The sequence below is a fragment of the Pseudomonas sp. genome (assembly GCF_030690725.1).
Taxonomy (GTDB): Bacteria; Pseudomonadota; Gammaproteobacteria; order Pseudomonadales; family Pseudomonadaceae; genus Aquipseudomonas.
In genome coordinates this window covers 1-17,790 of record NZ_JAUYGD010000005.1, presented here as the reverse complement: position 1 = coordinate 17,790, position 17,790 = coordinate 1, and the positions used below count along the sequence as shown (strand labels likewise).

19 protein-coding genes and 2 tRNA genes are annotated in these 17,790 nt (G+C 57.7%); 15 read left to right on the top strand and 6 right to left on the bottom strand.

Annotated elements, in window-relative coordinates; genetic code table 11:
- The first annotated feature begins 61 nt into the window (after positions 1–61).
- Positions 62–892: an NADPH-dependent 7-cyano-7-deazaguanine reductase QueF gene (gene queF, locus Q8O69_RS01475; protein ID WP_305589137.1), complete on the top strand. Its 831-nt coding sequence runs from the start codon at positions 62–64 to the stop codon at positions 890–892.
- Between the two features lie 49 nt (positions 893–941).
- Here the strand turns inward: queF and Q8O69_RS01470 are convergent, their stop codons facing one another.
- Positions 942–1,208, bottom strand: coding sequence for a DUF4404 family protein (locus tag Q8O69_RS01470; RefSeq protein ID WP_090247740.1), 267 nt, complete (start codon positions 1,206–1,208; stop codon positions 942–944).
- Between the two features lie 148 nt (positions 1,209–1,356).
- A complete protein-coding gene (locus tag Q8O69_RS01465; protein WP_305589136.1) occupies positions 1,357–2,067 on the bottom strand; it encodes an HAD family phosphatase in 711 nt (236 codons plus the stop codon).
- A gap of 234 nt (positions 2,068–2,301) precedes the next feature.
- On the opposite strand from Q8O69_RS01465, the gene Q8O69_RS01460 reads away from it, so the two are divergent.
- On the top strand, positions 2,302–3,003 hold the full coding sequence (locus Q8O69_RS01460) for a VacJ family lipoprotein (protein ID WP_305589134.1): 702 nt from the start codon (positions 2,302–2,304) through the stop codon (positions 3,001–3,003).
- Positions 3,004–3,063: 60 nt separating this feature from the next.
- On the opposite strand, the gene Q8O69_RS01455 is transcribed toward Q8O69_RS01460, so the two are convergent.
- Positions 3,064–3,363 carry a PilZ domain-containing protein gene (locus Q8O69_RS01455; protein WP_275963577.1) on the bottom strand — a complete coding sequence of 100 codons (300 nt, stop codon included), beginning with the start codon at positions 3,361–3,363 and terminating at the stop codon, positions 3,064–3,066.
- A 216-nt stretch (positions 3,364–3,579) separates the two neighbouring features.
- Here Q8O69_RS01455 and rssB point away from each other — a divergent pair, with 216 nt between their 5' ends.
- Both rssB and rssC read left to right on the top strand, forming a co-directional pair.
- Positions 3,580–4,764: a two-component system response regulator RssB gene (gene rssB / locus Q8O69_RS01450; RefSeq protein ID WP_275963576.1), complete on the top strand. Its 1,185-nt coding sequence runs from the start codon at positions 3,580–3,582 to the stop codon at positions 4,762–4,764.
- 8 nt (positions 4,765–4,772) lie between these two features.
- The gene (rssC, locus tag Q8O69_RS01445; protein WP_160016356.1) at positions 4,773–5,255 is read left to right on the top strand and encodes an anti-sigma factor antagonist RssC; all 483 of its coding nucleotides are present in this window, start codon (positions 4,773–4,775) and stop codon (positions 5,253–5,255) included.
- 57 nt (positions 5,256–5,312) lie between these two features.
- On the opposite strand, the gene tal is transcribed toward rssC, so the two are convergent.
- Entirely contained in the window at positions 5,313–6,239 is a 927-nt protein-coding gene (gene tal, locus Q8O69_RS01440; protein WP_305589133.1) for a transaldolase, read from the bottom strand.
- 41 nt (positions 6,240–6,280) lie between these two features.
- Complete coding sequence (gene dusA / locus Q8O69_RS01435; RefSeq protein WP_305589132.1) at positions 6,281–7,288, bottom strand: tRNA dihydrouridine(20/20a) synthase DusA; 1,008 nt, start codon at positions 7,286–7,288, stop codon at positions 6,281–6,283.
- A gap of 234 nt (positions 7,289–7,522) precedes the next feature.
- Here dusA and Q8O69_RS01430 point away from each other — a divergent pair, with 234 nt between their 5' ends.
- Complete coding sequence (locus tag Q8O69_RS01430) at positions 7,523–8,212, top strand: PA2778 family cysteine peptidase (protein ID WP_305589130.1); 690 nt, start codon at positions 7,523–7,525, stop codon at positions 8,210–8,212.
- Positions 8,213–8,278: 66 nt separating this feature from the next.
- Here Q8O69_RS01430 and Q8O69_RS01425 read toward each other — a convergent pair whose 3' ends face one another.
- A complete protein-coding gene (locus tag Q8O69_RS01425) occupies positions 8,279–9,562 on the bottom strand; it encodes an FAD-binding oxidoreductase (RefSeq protein WP_305589128.1) in 1,284 nt (427 codons plus the stop codon).
- A 186-nt stretch (positions 9,563–9,748) separates the two neighbouring features.
- Between Q8O69_RS01425 and Q8O69_RS01420 the strand changes: the two genes are divergently transcribed.
- The 10 genes from Q8O69_RS01420 to Q8O69_RS01375 all read left to right on the top strand — a co-directional run bounded on the left by Q8O69_RS01420 (position 9,749) and on the right by Q8O69_RS01375 (position 17,524).
- Positions 9,749–9,825 (top strand) — tRNA-Val (locus Q8O69_RS01420).
- 242 nt (positions 9,826–10,067) lie between these two features.
- The gene (thrS, locus tag Q8O69_RS01415; RefSeq protein WP_305589126.1) at positions 10,068–11,990 is read left to right on the top strand and encodes a threonine--tRNA ligase; all 1,923 of its coding nucleotides are present in this window, start codon (positions 10,068–10,070) and stop codon (positions 11,988–11,990) included.
- Positions 11,990–12,541 (top strand): translation initiation factor IF-3, encoded by a 552-nt coding sequence (gene infC / locus Q8O69_RS01410; RefSeq protein WP_169852835.1) that lies wholly within the window; start codon positions 11,990–11,992, stop codon positions 12,539–12,541. The genes thrS and infC overlap by 1 nt, the downstream gene beginning before the upstream one ends.
- A gap of 60 nt (positions 12,542–12,601) precedes the next feature.
- Positions 12,602–12,796 (top strand): 50S ribosomal protein L35, encoded by a 195-nt coding sequence (rpmI, locus tag Q8O69_RS01405; RefSeq protein ID WP_305589124.1) that lies wholly within the window; start codon positions 12,602–12,604, stop codon positions 12,794–12,796.
- A gap of 25 nt (positions 12,797–12,821) precedes the next feature.
- Entirely contained in the window at positions 12,822–13,178 is a 357-nt protein-coding gene (gene rplT, locus Q8O69_RS01400) for a 50S ribosomal protein L20 (RefSeq protein ID WP_040069108.1), read from the top strand.
- 95 nt (positions 13,179–13,273) lie between these two features.
- Complete coding sequence (gene pheS, locus Q8O69_RS01395) at positions 13,274–14,290, top strand: phenylalanine--tRNA ligase subunit alpha (protein ID WP_090256188.1); 1,017 nt, start codon at positions 13,274–13,276, stop codon at positions 14,288–14,290.
- A gap of 45 nt (positions 14,291–14,335) precedes the next feature.
- Positions 14,336–16,714 carry a phenylalanine--tRNA ligase subunit beta gene (pheT, locus tag Q8O69_RS01390; RefSeq protein WP_305589122.1) on the top strand — a complete coding sequence of 793 codons (2,379 nt, stop codon included), beginning with the start codon at positions 14,336–14,338 and terminating at the stop codon, positions 16,712–16,714.
- Between the two features lie 3 nt (positions 16,715–16,717).
- On the top strand, positions 16,718–17,020 hold the full coding sequence (ihfA, locus tag Q8O69_RS01385) for an integration host factor subunit alpha (protein WP_003243414.1): 303 nt from the start codon (positions 16,718–16,720) through the stop codon (positions 17,018–17,020).
- Positions 17,001–17,357: a MerR family transcriptional regulator gene (locus Q8O69_RS01380; protein ID WP_090256190.1), complete on the top strand. Its 357-nt coding sequence runs from the start codon at positions 17,001–17,003 to the stop codon at positions 17,355–17,357. Before ihfA ends, Q8O69_RS01380 begins: the two co-directional genes overlap by 20 nt.
- 90 nt (positions 17,358–17,447) lie before the next feature.
- Positions 17,448–17,524 (top strand) — tRNA-Pro (locus Q8O69_RS01375).
- The last annotated feature ends 266 nt before the right edge of the window (positions 17,525–17,790 follow it).

The window sequence follows — 17,790 nt, the reverse complement described above, 5'->3', positions numbered from 1 at the left end:
CACTGAATCTGCTTTGAAAGTTGTATACAATCGCCGCGTCTCGACTAGCCAGGTTTTCTCCATGCATCCCGCCGCCGAAGATTCGCCACTGGGCAAATCCAGCGAGTACATCGCTACCTACACCCCTTCTTTGTTGTTCCCGATTCCGCGTGCCGCGAAGTGGGCCGAACTGGGCCTGAGCGCCGAGACACTGCCGTATCAGGGCGTGGATTTCTGGAACTGTTTCGAGCTGTCCTGGCTGTTGCCGTCGGGCAAGCCGGTGGTGGCCATGGGTGAGTTCGCCATTCCCGCCGACTCGCCGAATATCATCGAGTCGAAATCCTTCAAGCTGTACCTCAACTCGCTTAACCAGTCGGTGTTCAGCAACGCTGACGAACTGGTGGCGGTGCTGGTGCAGGACCTCTCGGCAGCCGCCGGCAAGCCGGTTGGCGTGCGCGTGCGTAGCTTGGCCGAGGTGACGGCCGAAGGTGTGCAGGCCGCGCCAGGTGTCTGTGTTGATGAGCTGGATGTCGCCATCAGCAACTATGCGCAGCCGCAGCCTGAACTGCTGCGTTGCGATACCGCGCGAGTGGTCGAGGAAAGTCTGCACAGCCATCTGCTCAAATCCAATTGCCCGGTCACCGGCCAGCCGGATTGGGGAACGCTGGTGGTGCAGTACCGTGGCTTGGCGCTGGATCACGCCAGCCTGCTGGCGTACCTGGTGAGCTTTCGCCAGCATGCGGATTTTCATGAGCAGTGCGTGGAGCGAATCTTTCTCGACCTGCAGCGCCTGCTCAAGCCTGAGCATCTGACGGTGTATGCGCGTTACGTGCGGCGTGGCGGGTTGGACATCAACCCCTATCGCAGCAGCGGGCCCATCAGCCCGGATAATCAGCGTTTGGTGCGCCAGTAACAGAAAACCCCAGCCGCTGAGCTGGGGTTTTTGTTACTGCGGTATGTGTCTAGATGCCCATATTGGCCAGGCTCTGCACGATATTGCGCAGGGTGCCGGCAAGGGTCGGGTGGCTGGCTTCGAAGCGTTCCACCGCGAGGTTGACCCCGTCGATCAGGGTTGCGTCAGGCGCGGCTGCGGCTTGGCGGGCCAGTTGCAGTTCAATTTCCTGGGTCAGTACAAACAGCTCGGCACGTTCTTCTTCAGTCAGTGGCGGCTGTTCGGCCAGTTGGTCGCGCAGGTCTTGCAGTTGCTGCTGCAGGCGGCTTGCAGGCATGGAGTTCTTCCTTTGTTAGTCGACAGATTGACTGACCTTGCGCAGGGGCGAAAGGTTCTGCATGCCTTCAGGTTAATCCAAGCCGGCAGGCTTTGCTTGCTTTGGATCAAGCCTGGGGCACCGATTCAGCAGGCAATCTGGCCCTGGCTCAGGGCTTTTCGCCCTTGTGGCGACGCAGGCTGAGATCCGCCAGGCAGGTGGGCAGGTCGCTGAGCTGGTCGATGACCGAGTGCACGCCAAGGCGATACAGGTTGAGGGTGGCCTGGCTGCGTAGTTGATCGCGTTCGGTCATCGGCAGGCTCTGCCAGTCAGCTGGTGCCAGGCCGCACAGCGGGCCGCTGATGGCCAGGCCGATGGTCCAGATGCCGGCATTCAGCGCCGCCTGTAGCAGGCGGGGTTCGCCGCTGACCAATACGCAGCCTTCAAGCTGATTTACCTGCAGGGTCATCAGGCTGAGCCAGATAGCGTCGGGCGCTGGCCAGGGACGATGGCTATGGCTGGATGTGCCGGGCAGCCAGTTTGGGAGTGCATTGGCCAGGCTGATGCTGGCGTCACGCGGCAGTTCATCAAGCCAGGCGCAGGGCACCGCTTGCTGGTGCAACTGCTCAAGCAAGGGCAGGGCGGCGTGGGTGGCTTCGGCATGCTCGCATGCGGTCTCGCAGAGTGCCTGCTGATAGGTTTGCCACTCTTCAGTCAGCGGCTCGCGGCCTAGGACCTGCGGCAGACTCTGCAGGTTGGCTGCAGCTGGGTAAAGGCGTTGCAGGGTCAGCGGGATGGTGCGAGCGCCAAAATCAACCAGGCAGCCGGACAGGCTAAACAATATGGCGTTGAAAGCGGGCAAGCTGGCGGGCGTTTGCATGGGCCGTCCTTGAAAATGGTCTAGTCCAGGCTAGCGCTTTCAGGTTACAGGCAGATGAAGGCTTTATTTCCGTTCGCGTTGCCGCCGATTAGTGGGCTGCACGGCAACAGACGGTAAGATTTTTCAGCTATTTGTTCGTCCGCTATGCTGCCTATTTATAGAGCCGCCACCTTATACTGCGCGGCCTGATTTGGCCGCCTGCGGCAGCCTGAGCATTTTCAAGGAGCGACTGTGATGCGTGTGACCGGTGCGAGCTGGATTGAACGATTGAGCCTGTTGATTGCCTGTACCGGCGTGCTGTTGCTGCCTGCACTGGCGCAAGCCAACGAAGAAGACCCTTGGCAGGGTTACAACCGCTTTATGTTCCGGGTCAACGACAACGTTGATGCCTATACCCTCAAGCCGTTGGCCAAGGGTTATCAGGCGGTGACGCCACAGTTCGTTGAGGACGGTGTAAGCAATGTCTTCCGCAATATTGGTGATGTGCGCAACCTGGGCAACAATTTGTTGCAAGGTAAGCTGCACGACGCCGGCGTGGACAGCGGTCGCTTGATCTTCAATAGCACCTTCGGTCTGCTCGGTTTCTTCGATGTGGCAAGCAAAATGGGCCTGCAGCGCAGCGATGAGGATTTTGGTCAGACACTCGGCGCTTGGGGGGTGGGGAGCGGTCCTTACGTGGTCTTGCCACTGATGGGCCCGAGTACCGTGCGTGATACGTTTGGTCGTGTCCCTGATGCCATGTTGACCGCTCCCATGCACATCGACCATGTGCCGACGCGTAATGTGGTGATCGGTGTCGAGACACTGAGCTTACGTGCCAGCCTGCTCAAGGCCGAGCGTATGGTCAGCGGCGACAAGTACATCTTTATCCGCAATGCCTACCTGCAGAATCGCGAATTCAAAGTGCGCGATGGTGAGGTTGAAGACGACTTTTAAGTTGTCGGCACATGTAGAAAAGGCGGCCTACTAGGCCGCCTTTTTTGTATGCGAGCGTGATCAGCTCATGGAAATAATTGCCAACCCCAACGCCTGACGACCATCGTCCATCGCGCTAACGCGCACCACCTCGGCTTGCGCATCCAGGCCGCGCAGTTCGTTGTGGTCCGAGGCAATATGGATACGCACCTTGTCGCCCATCTTCACTGCGCTTTCGGCTTCCAGCTGCATGCCGGTGCTGGACAGGTCGAGGCACAGCGCGGGAATTTCCTTTCCGTCATGGTGCAGAGTAACGGGGGCTTCTAGCCGCATGCGGATGTAATCGCGTTTCTCGCTGTAGGCACGATCATTTTGGCTCATGGGCTTTTTCCTCTTGTTATGGGGGCTGTCCTGCAGCTCTTATAACCTTGGCCGATTTGAGGTGTAAAGTCGTACGGCGACGACCGGCATGCGCTTGAATCACGTTGCGGATGGGAGTACCGTCTGCGCCTTGAAGCAAGCCGAGTTCGCGCATGTAGACACTAGCTCTGCATGCATAAGCCAACCCATACCCGGCGCAGTTTGCCTGGATACCTCATGCACAAAACCAGTGCCACGCTGCTGATAATCGATGACGACGACGTAGTGCGTGCGAGCCTCGCAGCCTACCTGGAAGACAGTGGTTTTCATGTGCTGCAGGCCGCCAATGGCTTGCAGGGGCTGGAAGTCTTTCATGCCGAGTCGCCGGATCTGGTGATCTGCGATCTGCGCATGCCGCAAGTCGATGGTCTCGAGCTGATCCGCCGTATCAATGCCCTGCAAGTGGAAACCCCGGTCATCGTGGTGTCCGGTGCCGGCGTGATGAGCGATGCCGTCGAGGCCTTGCGCCTGGGCGCTGCCGATTACCTGATTAAACCCCTGGCCGATCTCGCCGTGCTTGAGCATTCAGTGCGTCGTGCGCTGGACCGCGCCAATTTGCGTCTGGAAAACCAGCGCTATCGCGACGAGCTGGAAACCGCCAACCGCGAACTGCAAGCTAGCCTGCATCTGCTGCAGGAAGATCAGAACGCCGGCCGCCAGGTGCAGATGAACATGCTGCCGGTGACGCCGTGGCAGGCCGATGGCTTGAACTTCGCGCATCAGATCATTCCGTCGCTGTACCTGTCGGGCGACTTTGTCGACTATTTCCGCGTCGATGACAGCCGTATCGCATTTTATCTGGCCGATGTTTCCGGGCATGGTGCGTCTTCGGCCTTTATCACCGTGCTGCTGAAGTTTATGACCACGCGCCTGCTGTACGAGTCGCGCCGCGGCGGCAACCTGCCGGATTTCAAACCCTCTGAGGTGCTCGGCCATATCAACCGTGGCCTGATCAACTGCAAGCTGGGCAAGCACGTGACCATGCTCGGCGGTGTGATTGATCAGGCCAACAACCGCTTGACCTACAGCATTGGCGGCCATCTACCGCTGCCGGTGCTCTACAGCGACGGCCAGGCGCGTTATCTGGAAGGCCGCGGCCTGCCGGTTGGGCTGTTTGTCGAGGCCGAATACAACGATCTTGAACTGGAACTGCCGGAGGCCTTCAGCTTGACGCTGCTCTCTGACGGCATCCTCGATCTGCTGCCGGGCGATACCTTGAAAGACAAGGAAACCCTGTTGCCGCAGCTGATCAGTTCTGCGGGCGGCACCCTGGATGGCTTACGTAAGGCTTTTGGGCTGGCCAATCTAGGGGATATGCCGGATGATATCGCCTTGCTGGTGTTAAGCAGGAACCTTGCATGAACCCTGGGATAAGCCCCGGTAGAATCCAGTTTGCCGAGCAAGATGGCACGTTCATCTTGAAGTTTGTCGGTGAAGTGCGCCTGACGCTGTGTTCGGCCTTGGATTCGACCATCGAGAAAATCTTCACCGCGCTGAATTTCTCAGCCATCGTGATTGATCTCACCGAGACCCGCAGTATCGACAGCACGACCCTTGGGCTGCTGGCCAAGCTGTCGATTCTCTCGCGGCAGAAGATCGGCCTGTTGCCGACTGTGGTGACCACCCACGCCGATATCACTCGACTGTTGCAGTCGATGGGGTTCGATCAGGTCTTCAATATCGTCGACACACCCGTGCCGTGCCCGGATTGTCTGGACGATCTGCCGTCGCAGGATCAATCAGAAGAGCTGGTGCGCGCCAAGGTGCTGGAAGCGCACCGCATTCTGATGGGGTTGAACGACTCCAATCGCGAAGCCTTCCATGATCTGGTCAATGCCCTCGAACATCACTGATGCGGGTGGCTAAACAAACGGGGCGCTCAAGGAGCGCCCCGTTTGCATTCAGGCCATTCAGGCTTGAGCAGTCAGCAGTTTTTCCAGCTTTTCCTGATCGCGGGCAAACAGACGAATGCCTTCTGCCAGCTTTTCGGTGCCCATGGCGTCTTCATTCATGGCCCAGCGGAATTGGCTTTCGCTCAGGCTCTGCTTGACTTCGGCAGTCTTGCCAGGGCTGAGCAGGCGCGCCAGTGGCTGCTGATCATCGGCCAGTTGCTGCAGCAGCTCGGGGCTGATGGTCAGGCGGTCGCAGCCGGCCAGTTGTTCGATCTGGCCAATATTGCGGAAGCTCGCGCCCATTACCACGGTCTGGTAGGCGTTGGCCTTGTAGTAGTTGTAGATACGCGTAACCGACTGCACACCGGGGTCTTCTGCGCCGACAAAATCACGGCCTTCGGCTTTCTTGTACCAGTCGTAGATGCGCCCGACGAAGGGCGAAATCAGAAACACACCCGCATCGGCACAGGCCTGGGCCTGGGCGAAGGTGAACAGCAGAGTCAGATTGCATTGGACGCCGGCCTTTTCCAGCTGCTCGGCAGCGCGGATGCCTTCCCAGGTCGAAGCGATCTTGATCAGCACGCGCTCACGGCCAATGCCGGCTTCTTCATACAGACCAATCAGGCGTTCGGCGCGGCGCAGGGTGGCCTGAGTGTCGAAGGACAGGCGTGCATCCACCTCGGTGGAGATGCGCCCAGGGATGATCTTGAGGATTTCACCGCCCACCGCGACGCCAAAATGGTCGCAGGCCAGGCCCAGGTCGCCCTTGCCGGCGCTCAGGGCGCTTTTCAGCAGCTCACTGTAGCGCGGCATGGCAGCGGCTTTGAGCAGCAGGGAAGGGTTGGTGGTGGCATCAACCGGCTTCAGGCGGGCGATGGCGTCGAGGTCGCCGGTATCGGCGACTACGGTGGTGAACTGCTTGAGTTGATCCAGCTTGGAGGTCATGACAGTGCCTTGTCGTTGCAGATGCCCTGACCTTACCCGAGTCAGCGCCCTTGCAGCAATTGCGCCGCCTGATCGAACAGCGCCAGGGGCTCGTCGGTCTTGTGGATGTCCACCGAGAGCAGCTGGCGAAAGCGTCGTGCGCCATTGAAGCCCTGGGCCAGGCCGAGCATATGGCGGGTGATGTGGTGCATGCTGCCGCCTTCGGCGAGGTGCGCGGCGATATAGCCGCGCATGCTCTGCATAGCCTCGAAACGGCTCATCACGGCGCGATTAGAGCCGAACAGCAGTTGGTCAACCTGAGCCAGCAGGTAGGGGTTGTGATACGCCTCGCGGCCCAGCATCACGCCATCGAAGGTCTGCAGGTGCAGCTGGCAATCTTCCAGGGTCTTGATACCGCCATTGAGGATAATTTCCAGCCCGGGGAAGTCCTGCTTAAGCTGCGCCGCCACGTCATAACGCAGTGGCGGCACTTCGCGGTTCTCCTTGGGCGATAGCCCTTCGAGAATGGCGATGCGTGCATGTACGGTAAAGCTGCGGCAGCCGGCATCACGCACGGTGCCGACGAAATCGCCCAGCTCGGCATAGCTGTCGCGACCGTTGATGCCGATGCGGTGTTTTACCGTTACCGGGATATCCACCGCATCCTGCATGGCTTTGACGCAATCGGCGACCAGCTGCGGATGGCCCATCAGGCAGGCGCCGATCATGTTGTTCTGCACCCGGTCGCTGGGGCAGCCAACGTTGAGGTTGACCTCGTTATAGCCGGCCTCTTGCGCCAGCTTGGCGCAGGCCGCCAGATCCGCAGGCACGCTGCCACCCAGCTGCAGGGCCAGTGGGTATTCCGCCACGCTGTGGCGCAGAAAACGTGCCGCATCGCCATGCAGGATGGCCCCGGTGGTGACCATCTCGGTGTAGAGCAGGGCGTGCTGCGACAGCTGGCGCAGGAAATAGCGGCAGTGCCGATCCGTCCAATCCATCATCGGCGCAACGGAGAAGCGCCGAGACAGCGCGGTTAGAGGCGTGTTGGCAGGTGCAAAGTTATCGGGCATTGGAGTCTATCTGTTTGACGGCGAGCGTAAGGGCGGCGGTCGTAATTCGCTGGTGGTGCCGGGTGAGGGCTGCGTTGTATGCAATGCCGGGCAGTTTATCAGCCTGGAGAGGGTTTTCGTTTGTGTGAATGACTTGGGCACTGTCTGCCGAAACTCGGCATTTTGCGCAGATAATTTGGGGCATCGGTACTTCATCGTTATGCTCTGCGCCACAAACAAGCCAGTGGGTGAGTGATGTTTCAGTCTGTGCGCGTAGTAAAGCTTCTGCCGGTTGCCCTGTTGTTTCTGCTTGCTGCCTGCGCCAGTGGGCCGCAGCTGTTGCCTGAGACCAAGCGTTTGCCTGAGCGGGTCGAGCTGGCCGATGTGCCGTTTTTTCAACTCAGTGATGCGCAGGGCGGGCCTTCGGCGTTGGCGGCGCTGCTCAATCATCATGGGGTGATCAGTAGTCCCGGATTGGTGGATGAGCGCATTCAGCAGTTGGCCAAAGGGCAAAGCGCGCAAGCTGGGCTTGAAGCGGTGGCGCGTTCTTATGATCTGCTGGTCTACCCCTTGCCAGGTAATCTGGATGCGCTGATGCAACAAGTGTCTGCAGGGCATCCTGTGCTGGTGATGCAGGATCGACTGTTTGGCGGGCCGGGTTCGCAGTTTGCACTGCTGGTCGGCTATGACCAGCGCGAGCGCACGCTGGTACTGCGTTCGGGTAATACCCGGCGTTGGTACACCAGCTTTGCCAGCTTCGACGATGCCTGGGGGGAGGCGGGGCGTTGGGCGGTGTTGGTTATGCCGACCAGTCAACTGCCGGCGCAGCCGCTCAAACAGACCTGGCTGACCGCCGTGCAGGCGCTAGAGCAGCAAGGACGTGCGGCGGCAGCGCAGCGGGCGTTGCGTACGGCGCATCAGGTGTGGCCGGATGCGCAGCTGTAAAACCGTTGGAAGTTAGAATGCAAAACGGCACCTCTTGAGGTGCCGTTTCTGTATGCGGGCTGTGCTTTAGATGCCCAGTTTGTCACGCAGGGTGTAGTACCAGGCGCCCAGGGCGCTGAATGGCACCTGGAACAGGCGACCGCCCGGGAAGGGGTAGTGCGGCAGGTCGGCGAAGGCGTCAAAGCGTTCTGCCTGACCGCGCAGGGCTTCGGCCAGGACCTTGCCGGCCAGGTGGGTGTAAGTCACGCCGTGGCCGCTGCAGCCTTGCGAGTAATAGATGTTGTCGCCCAGGCGGCCGACTTGCGGCAGGCGCGACAGGGTCAGCAGGAAGTTGCCGGTCCAGGCGTAGTCGATCTTCACATCTTTCAACTGCGGGAAGGCCTTGAGCATCTTCGGGCGAATGATCGCTTCGATGTTCGCCGGGTCGCGGGCGCCGTAGACCACGCCGCCGCCGAAGATCAGGCGCTTGTCGCTGGTCAGGCGGTAGTAGTCGAGCAGGTAGTTGCAATCTTCGACGCAGTAATCCTGCGGCAGCAAGCTTTTCGCCAGCTCAGCGGACAGCGGCTCGGTGGTGATCACCTGGGTGCCACATGGCATCGATTTGGCTGACAGTTCTGGAACCAGGTTGCCCAGATAGGCGTTACCGGCGACAACCACAAACTTGGCTTTAATCCGGCCGTTGGGGGTGTGCACGACAGGGTTGGCGCCGCGCTCGATGCGGATGGCCGGTGACTGTTCGTAAATCATTCCGCCCAGCGACTCGACCGCCGCCGCTTCGCCCAGCGCCAGGTTGAGTGGGTGGATATGGCCACCGCTCATGTCGAGCATGCCGCCCACATAAGCGTCGCTGCCTACTACTTCACGAATACGCTTTGCGTCCATCAGTTCCAGTTGGGTGTGGCCGTAGCGCTCCCAGAGCTTTTTCTGCGACTCAAGGTGCTTCAAGTGCTTGGGCGTATTGGCAGCAAAGACGCCACCGTCCTTAAGGTCGCACTGGATGTTGTACTTGGCGATGCGCTCACGAATGATCCGGCCGCCCTCGAAAGCCATGTCGCCCAGCAGTTGCGCCTGCTTGGGGCCGACGCTGCGCTCGATCACATCGATATCGCGGCTGTAGCTGTTAACGATCTGCCCGCCATTGCGACCCGATGCGCCGAAGCCGACCTTGGCCGCTTCGACGATGCTGACTTTAAAGCCGTTTTCGAGCAGGGCGATGGCAGTGGACAGGCCGGTGTAGCCTGCGCCGACGATGCACACGTCAGTCTCGACTTCACCATTCAATTCCGGGCGCGCCGGTACCGGATTGGCGGAGGCCGCGTAGTAGGATTGTGGATAAGCTGTGTGCGCCATTTTGCAACCTCTGTTCTTTATTTTTTACGAATGGGCGGATGCTACCTGAGTTGAAAATGCTCGGCTAGTGGCCTGTGCGAAATATTAAACGCGCTGTAGAACAGTAAAAAATTCAGTTATTCAGGCAGTTAGCGTAAAAAATAGGTTGACAGTTTTTTGCGCGGCCGTAGAATGCGCACCCATCGTAGGCACGTAGCTCAGTTGGTTAGAGCACCACCTTGACATGGTGGGGGTCGTTGGTTCGAGTCCAATCGTGCCTACCAGATTTGGTAGAAAAAAGGGTCGCTTAGGCGGCCCTTTTTTATTGGGTTCTTGCAAGCAAGCCCGGCTTTCTGCAAGCATCCGTGCGGTTAATAGCTGTTTAAAACCTCCAGTGACCCCGGTTCGGTTTTGGTTGGCTGAAAAGCTCCTGCCACTGTAAGGCAGGTACACCGCCGAATCGCTTACTGGCTCATCCCAACCCATGTGGCCTTTGGTAGAGGTCACCACTAGGAGAGGAGGCGCCATGCCCATCATTACTCTTCCCGACGGCAGTCAGCGTACGTTCGATCACCCGGTATCCGTACTCGAGGTGGCGCAATCCATTGGTGCTGGCTTGGCCAAGGCCACAGTGGCCGGTAAGGTCAATGGCAAGCTGGTCGATGCCTGCGATTTGATCGACAGCGACGCAACCCTGCAAATCATTACGCCAAAAGATCAGGAAGGGCTCGAAATCATTCGCCACTCCTGCGCGCATTTGATTGGTCATGCGGTCAAACAGCTGTTTCCGGCAGCCAAGATGGTGATCGGTCCGGTCATTGATGAAGGTTTTTACTACGACATCGCCTCCGAGCGTCCTTTCACTCTAGATGATGTGGCGGCAATCGAGCAGCGCATGCAGCAGCTGATCGAGAAGGACTACGACGTCATCAAGAAAGTGACGCCGCGCGCCGAGGTTATTGATGTATTCACTGCGCGTGGCGAGGAATACAAGCTGCGTCTGGTTGAAGACATGCCTGATGAGCAGGCCATGGGTCTGTACTACCACGAAGAATACGTCGACATGTGCCGCGGCCCGCACGTGCCGAATACGCGCTTCCTCAAGGCGTTCAAGCTGACCAAGCTGTCCGGTGCCTACTGGCGCGGCGATGCCAAGAACGAGCAGTTACAGCGCGTGTATGGCACGGCCTGGGCTGACAAGAAGCAGTTGGCGGCTTATATCCAGCGTATCGAAGAGGCCGAGAAGCGCGATCATCGCAAGATCGGCAAGCGCCTTGATCTGTTCCATACCCAGGAAGAAGCGCCGGGTATGGTGTTCTGGCACCCGAATGGCTGGACCATCTATCAGGTGCTTGAGCAGTACATGCGTGGCGTGCAGCGCGACAACGGTTATCAGGAAGTGCGCACGCCGCAGGTGGTTGACCGTGTGTTGTGGGAGAAATCCGGGCACTGGGGCAATTACGCCGACAACATGTTCACCACTCAGTCGGAAAGCCGCGACTACGCGATCAAGCCGATGAACTGCCCGTGCCATGTGCAGATATTCAATCAGGGGCTCAAGAGCTACCGTGAGCTGCCGCTGCGTCTGGCTGAGTTTGGCTCCTGCCACCGTAATGAGGCATCAGGCGCCCTGCATGGCATCATGCGCGTGCGTGGCTTCACTCAGGATGATGCGCATATCTTCTGTACAGAAGAGCAGGTCAAGAAAGAAGCGGCGGATTTCATCAAGCTGACCTTGCAGGTTTACGCTGATTTCGGTTTTAGCGACGTCAAGATGAAGCTCTCCACGCGCCCAGCTAAGCGTGTGGGTGATGATGCGTTCTGGGATCGCGCCGAAGAGGCGCTGGCCAATGCGCTGAATGAAGCGGGTCTGCCTTGGGAGTATCTGCCAGGGGAGGGTGCGTTCTACGGTCCGAAGATCGAGTTCACGCTGCTCGACTGTCTCGGTCGCGCTTGGCAGTGCGGTACCCTGCAGTACGATCCGAATATGCCGCAGCGTCTGGAAGCGAGTTATGTTTCTGAAGACAACAGCCGCAAAGTACCGGTCATGTTGCACCGGGCGATTCTCGGTTCGTTCGAGCGTTTCATCGGGATTCTGATCGAGCACTACGAAGGTGCATTCCCCGCTTGGCTGGCTCCGACCCAGGCCGTGGTGATGAATATCACGGATAAACAGGCCGATTTTGCCCTCGAAGTGGAAAAAACGCTCAATCAAAGCGGTTTTCGTGCCAAGTCTGACTTGAGGAACGAGAAGATAGGCTTTAAAATCCGCGAGCATACTTTGCTCAAGGTTCCCTATCTCTTGGTTATTGGAGATCGGGAAGTTGAGACGAAAACTGTCGCCGTGCGTACCCGTGAAGGTGCTGATCTGGGCTCAATGCCCGTCACTCAATTCGCTGAATTTCTTGCGCAGGCGGTTTCCCGGCGTGGTCGCCAAGATTTGGAGTAATCATTATTAAGCGTGAAATGAGACAAGATAAACGAGCTGCACCGAAGGCCCCGATCAACGAGAATATCTCGGCACGTGAGGTTCGGTTAATTGGCGCTGAAGGTGAGCAGCTTGGGATTGTGTCAATTGAAGACGCGCTTCTTAAGGCCGAAGAGGCCAAGCTGGATCTGGTAGAGATTTCTGCCGATGCAGTGCCCCCAGTTTGCAAGCTGATGGACTACGGCAAATCGATCTTCGAAAAGAAGAAGCAGATTGCTGCTGCAAAGAAAAACCAGAAGCAGATTCAGGTTAAAGAAATCAAGTTTCGTCCAGGGACGGAGGAAGGGGATTACCAGGTAAAACTACGCAACCTGGTACGTTTCCTTAGTGATGGGGACAGGGCCAAGGTATCGCTTCGATTCCGCGGCCGTGAGATGGCGCATCAGGAGCTGGGCATGGAGTTGTTGAAGCGGGTTGAAGGTGACCTTGCTGAATATGGCACCGTTGAACAGCATCCAAAGATGGAAGGACGCCAGCTGATAATGGTCATCGCCCCCAAAAAGAAGAAGTAACCACCAGGGCACGGCAGGCCTTGCGGTTATGTTTATCAACTGAATGCGGAGTATCCGAACATGCCAAAGATGAAAACTAAGAGTGGTGCAGCCAAGCGTTTTCTCAAAACCGCTAACGGCTTCAAGCACAAGCACGCTTTCAAGAGCCACATCCTGACCAAGATTTCCACTATGCGTAAGCGTCAACTGCGCGGTAGCACCATGGTGCATCCGTCTGACGTAGCAAAAGTGGCGCGCATGCTGCGCGTTCGTTAATCGGTCAAGATAGAGGAAATTACTCATGGCTCGTGTTAAGCGCGGCGTTATCGCTCGCAAGCGTCACAAAAAAATTCTGAAACTCGCTAAAGGCTACTATGGTGCGCGTTCGCGCGTATTCCGCGTTGCCAAGCAGGCTGTGATCAAGGCAGGCCAATACGCCTACCGCGACCGCCGTCAGAAAAAACGTCAGTTCCGCGCTCTGTGGATCGCTCGTATCAATGCTGGTGCTCGTGTTAACGGTCTGTCTTACAGCCGTTTCATTGCTGGCCTGAAAAAAGCGTCCATTGAGATCGACCGCAAGGTTCTGGCTGATCTGGCAGTGAACGAAAAAGCGGCGTTTGCTGCGATTGTCGAGAAAGCGAAAGCCGTACTGGCTTAAGTCCCCGACAATCACCGGGCTCGCCCGGTGCTAAACGTCACCAATAGGGGAAGAGCCTTCAAGCTCTTCCCCTATTTCGTATCTGGAGTCTGTAAATGGAAAATCTGGATGTGCTGGTCTCGCAAGCGCTTGAGGCCGTTAGCCACACCGACGATGTGAATGCCCTGGAGCAACTGCGGGTTCACTATCTGGGCAAGAAAGGCGAATTGACTCAGGTGATGAAGACCCTGGGCAATCTGTCGGCAGAAGAGCGCCCGCAAGCCGGTGCGTTGATCAATGCCGCCAAGGATCAGGTTCAGGATGCTCTGAACAGCCGTAAGGCAACTCTGGAACAGGCTGCGCTGAGCGCCAAGCTCGCCGCCGAAAAAATCGATGTGACCCTGCCGGGCCGTGGTCAGACCTCTGGTGGTCTGCATCCGGTCACCCGGACTCTGGAGCGCGTTGAGCAGTTTTTCACCCGTATTGGCTACGGCATTGCCGAAGGCCCTGAAGTGGAAAACGACTATCACAACTTTGAAGCACTCAATATCCCAGGCCATCACCCGGCTCGGGCGATGCATGACACCTTTTATTTCAACGCGAACATGTTGCTGCGCACCCACACCTCTCCGGTGCAGGTGCGCACCATGGAATCGCAGCAGCCGCCGATCCGCATCGTTTGCCCAGGCCGCGTTTACCGCTGCGATTCTGATATCACTCACTCGCCGATGTTCCATCAGGTCGAAGGTCTGCTGGTTGACGAGGGTGTGAGCTTTGCTGACCTCAAAGGCACCATCGAAGAATTTCTCCGGGTGTTCTTCGAAAAGCCTCTGGGCGTACGTTTCCGTCCTTCGTTCTTCCCTTTTACCGAGCCATCGGCCGAAGTCGATATGCAGTGCGTGATGTGCAGCGGCAAAGGCTGCCGCGTCTGCAAGCAAACCGGCTGGCTGGAAGTCATGGGCTGCGGCATGGTGCATCCGAATGTGCTGCGCATGTCTGGCATTGATCCGGAGAAATACTCCGGCTTCGCCTTCGGTATGGGTGTTGAGCGTCTGGCCATGCTGCGTTACGGCGTCAACGATTTACGGCTGTTCTTCGATAACGACCTGCGGTTCCTGGCGCAATTTCGCTAGCGCCCTCGCATTCCGTAATCGAATTGGTTCAGGAGAACAGACAGTATGAAATTCAGTGAACAATGGCTGCGCAGCTGGGTAAGCCCGCAGGTCTCGCGCGACGATCTGGTTGCCCGCCTGTCCATGGCTGGCCTTGAAGTCGACAGCGTATCGCTGGCCGCTGGTGTATTCAGTGGCGTGGTGGTGGGTGAGGTGCTGAGCACCGAGCAGCATCCCGATGCCGACAAGCTGCGTGTGTGTCAGGTCAGCAGTGGTGCGGAAACCTTTCAAGTGGTGTGCGGTGCGCCCAATGTACGCCCCGGCCTGAAGATTCCGTTCGCCATGATCGGTGCCGAACTGCCCGGCGACTTCAAGATCAAGAAAGCCAAGCTGCGCGGCGTTGAGTCCAACGGCATGCTCTGCTCTGCCTCTGAGCTGCAGATCAGCGAAGACAATGATGGTCTGATGGAGCTGCCGGCTGACGCGCCGGTGGGACAGGACATTCGTGTCTATCTGGATCTGGATGATGCCAGCATCGAGGTTGATCTGACTCCGAATCGTGGCGATTGTCTGTCGCTGGCTGGTTTGGCGCGTGAAGTTGGTGCCTTGTACGCCGCACCTGTCGCCCGTCCGGTAGTTGCGGCAGTTGCGCCGAGTCATGATGAAGTGCGCCCAGTTGAAATTCTGGCTGCGCAAGCCTGCCCGCGTTACCTCGGTCGTGTGGTGCGCAATGTCGATCTGTCCAAGCCCACGCCGTTATGGATGGTTGAGCGTCTGCGTCGCGCCGATGTGCGCAGTATCGATGCTGCGGTCGACATCACCAACTACGTGATGCTTGAGTTGGGTCAGCCACTGCATGCGTTTGACCTCGCCGAGATCAATGGCGGCATCCGCGTGCGTATGGCCGAGGAGGGCGAGAAGCTTGTCCTGCTTGATGGTCAGGAAGTCAGCCTGCGCAGCGATACCCTGGTCATTGCCGATCACAGCCGCGCTCTGGCAATTGCCGGCGTGATGGGGGGCGAACACAGCGGGGTCAACGAAAAGACCCGAGATCTGTTCCTTGAGAGTGCGTTCTTCGACACCATCGCCATCGCTGGCAAGGCGCGCTCTTACGGTTTGCACACGGATGCGTCGCACCGCTTCGAGCGTGGCGTGGACTGGCAGCTGGCGCGTGAGGCGATGGAGCGGGCGACAGGGTTGTTGCTGGAAATCATCGGTGGCGAAGCAGGTCCGATCATCGAAGTCGTTAATGAAGAGCACTTGCCGAGTGTTGCGCCGGTCACGCTGCGCGCTGAGCGCATCGAGCAAATGCTCGGCCTGAAGATGGATGATGCGGAAATTGTCCGCTTGCTGGCTGCTTTGGGCTTGGACATTCGTGCCGATGGCGAAAGGCAGTGGCAGGTTGGTGTGCCAAGTCACCGCTTCGATATCAGCCTGGAAGTCGATCTGATCGAGGAGCTTGCCCGCTTGTATGGTTATAACCGCTTGCCTGTGCGTTACCCGCAAGCGCGTTTGGCTCCGCAGGCCAAGGCTGAAGCTGCAGTAGAGCTGCCCGCGCTGCGCCGTTTGCTGGTTGCCCGTGGTTATCAGGAGGCGATCACCTACAGCTTTATCGATCCCAAGTTGTTCGAGCTGTTTAATCCAGGCGTTGCGCCGCTGATGCTGGCCAACCCGATCTCCGCTGATATGGCAGCGATGCGCTCTTCTTTGTGGCCGGGTCTGATCAAGGCGCTTGAGCACAACTTGAATCGCCAGCAGTCGCGTGTGCGCCTGTTCGAAAGTGGTTTGCGCTTTGTTGGTCAGCTTGAAGGTTTGAAACAAGAGCCGATGCTGGCTGGTGTGATTTGTGGTGGTCGTCTGCCTGAGGCGTGGGCGCACGGTCGCGATGATGTCGACTTCTATGATGTGAAGGCCGATGTCGAAGCGTTGCTGGCCAGCGCAGGTGCGGGTGATAGCTTTGCATTTGTACCGGGCGAGCATCCAGCGCTGCATCCGGGGCAAACGGCACGCATTGAGCGTGATGGGCGTGTTGTCGGTTTCCTCGGCGCTATTCATCCTGAGTTGTCGAAGGCGCTGGGTCTGGATCAGGCTGTCTTTATGTTTGAGCTGGTGCTGGGTGAGATCACTCAGGGCGTTATGCCGAAGTTCCAGGAGCTGTCGAAGTTCCCAGAAGTACGACGCGACCTGGCTGTGCTGGTCGATCGTGACGTGCCTGCGCAGGATTTGCTCGGCGCGATTCGTGAAGCAGCAGGCGAGTGGCTGACCGACCTCAAGCTATTTGACGTGTATCACGGTAAAGGTATTGATCCTCATAGAAAAAGCCTTGCCGTTGGCTTGACCTGGCAGCATCCATCGCGCACTCTTAATGACGATGAGGTGAGTACCACAACGCAAAATATTCTCACCTCCCTGGAACAAAGGTTCAACGCCACGTTAAGGAAGTAGCGTATGGGGGCTCTGACGAAAGCTGAGATGGCGGAACGTCTGTATGAAGAGCTGGGCCTGAATAAACGGGAAGCCAAGGAGTTGGTGGAGCTGTTCTTTGAGGAAATCCGCCAAGCGCTGGAGCTCAACGAACAGGTCAAGCTCTCGGGGTTCGGTAATTTTGATCTGCGCGATAAGCGTCAGCGCCCCGGTCGCAATCCAAAAACAGGAGAGGAAATTCCGATTACGGCTCGCCGTGTCGTGACTTTCCGTCCAGGCCAGAAACTTAAAGCCAGGGTCGAGGCGTATGCTGGAACCAAGTCATAACGACGAACTACCCGTCATACCCGGCAAGCGCTACTTCACCATTGGTGAAGTTAGCGAGCTCTGTGCCGTTAAACCGCACGTGTTGCGTTATTGGGAGCAGGAGTTCCCACAACTCAACCCGGTTAAGCGGCGCGGTAATCGCCGCTATTATCAGCGCCAGGATGTGCTGATGATTCGGCAGATTCGTGCGCTCTTGTACGATCAGGGCTTTACCATTGGCGGTGCGCGTCAGCGTCTTTCGGGTGATGAAGCGAAAGATGACAGCACCCAGTACAAGCAGCTGATCAAGCAAATGATTACCGAGCTTGAAGACGTGTTGTTGGTGCTTAGAAAATAGTCGCCTTATTCAAAAAAGTTTACACAATTCAGAAGCTTAATGTATAGTTCGCGACGTTTTCGGAGCTCCGAAAATGGATTCACGCCTAGTCGGGGCGTAGCGCAGTCCGGTAGCGCACTAGCATGGGGTGCTAGGGGTCGAGTGTTCGAATCACTCCGTCCCGACCATATATAGATAAATCAACAAAGCCCAGTCCGAAAGGTCTGGGCTTTGTCGTTTCTGCAGGCGGCGCGCAGGTAGTGGGGGCTGCAGCCCTTGATTTCGTGGCTATTGAAACAAAAGCATAACAATCGATTGACCTTCGTTCGGCAGTCCCTATAATTCGCAGCTCTTCAGGCGTGTGCGTCTCCTTATACTTCTTATAAAACAAGAAGTTAGATTTGAAAAAGGAGTTGCAAAGCAGCGAAAGTGGCGTAGAATGCGCCTCCTCTTC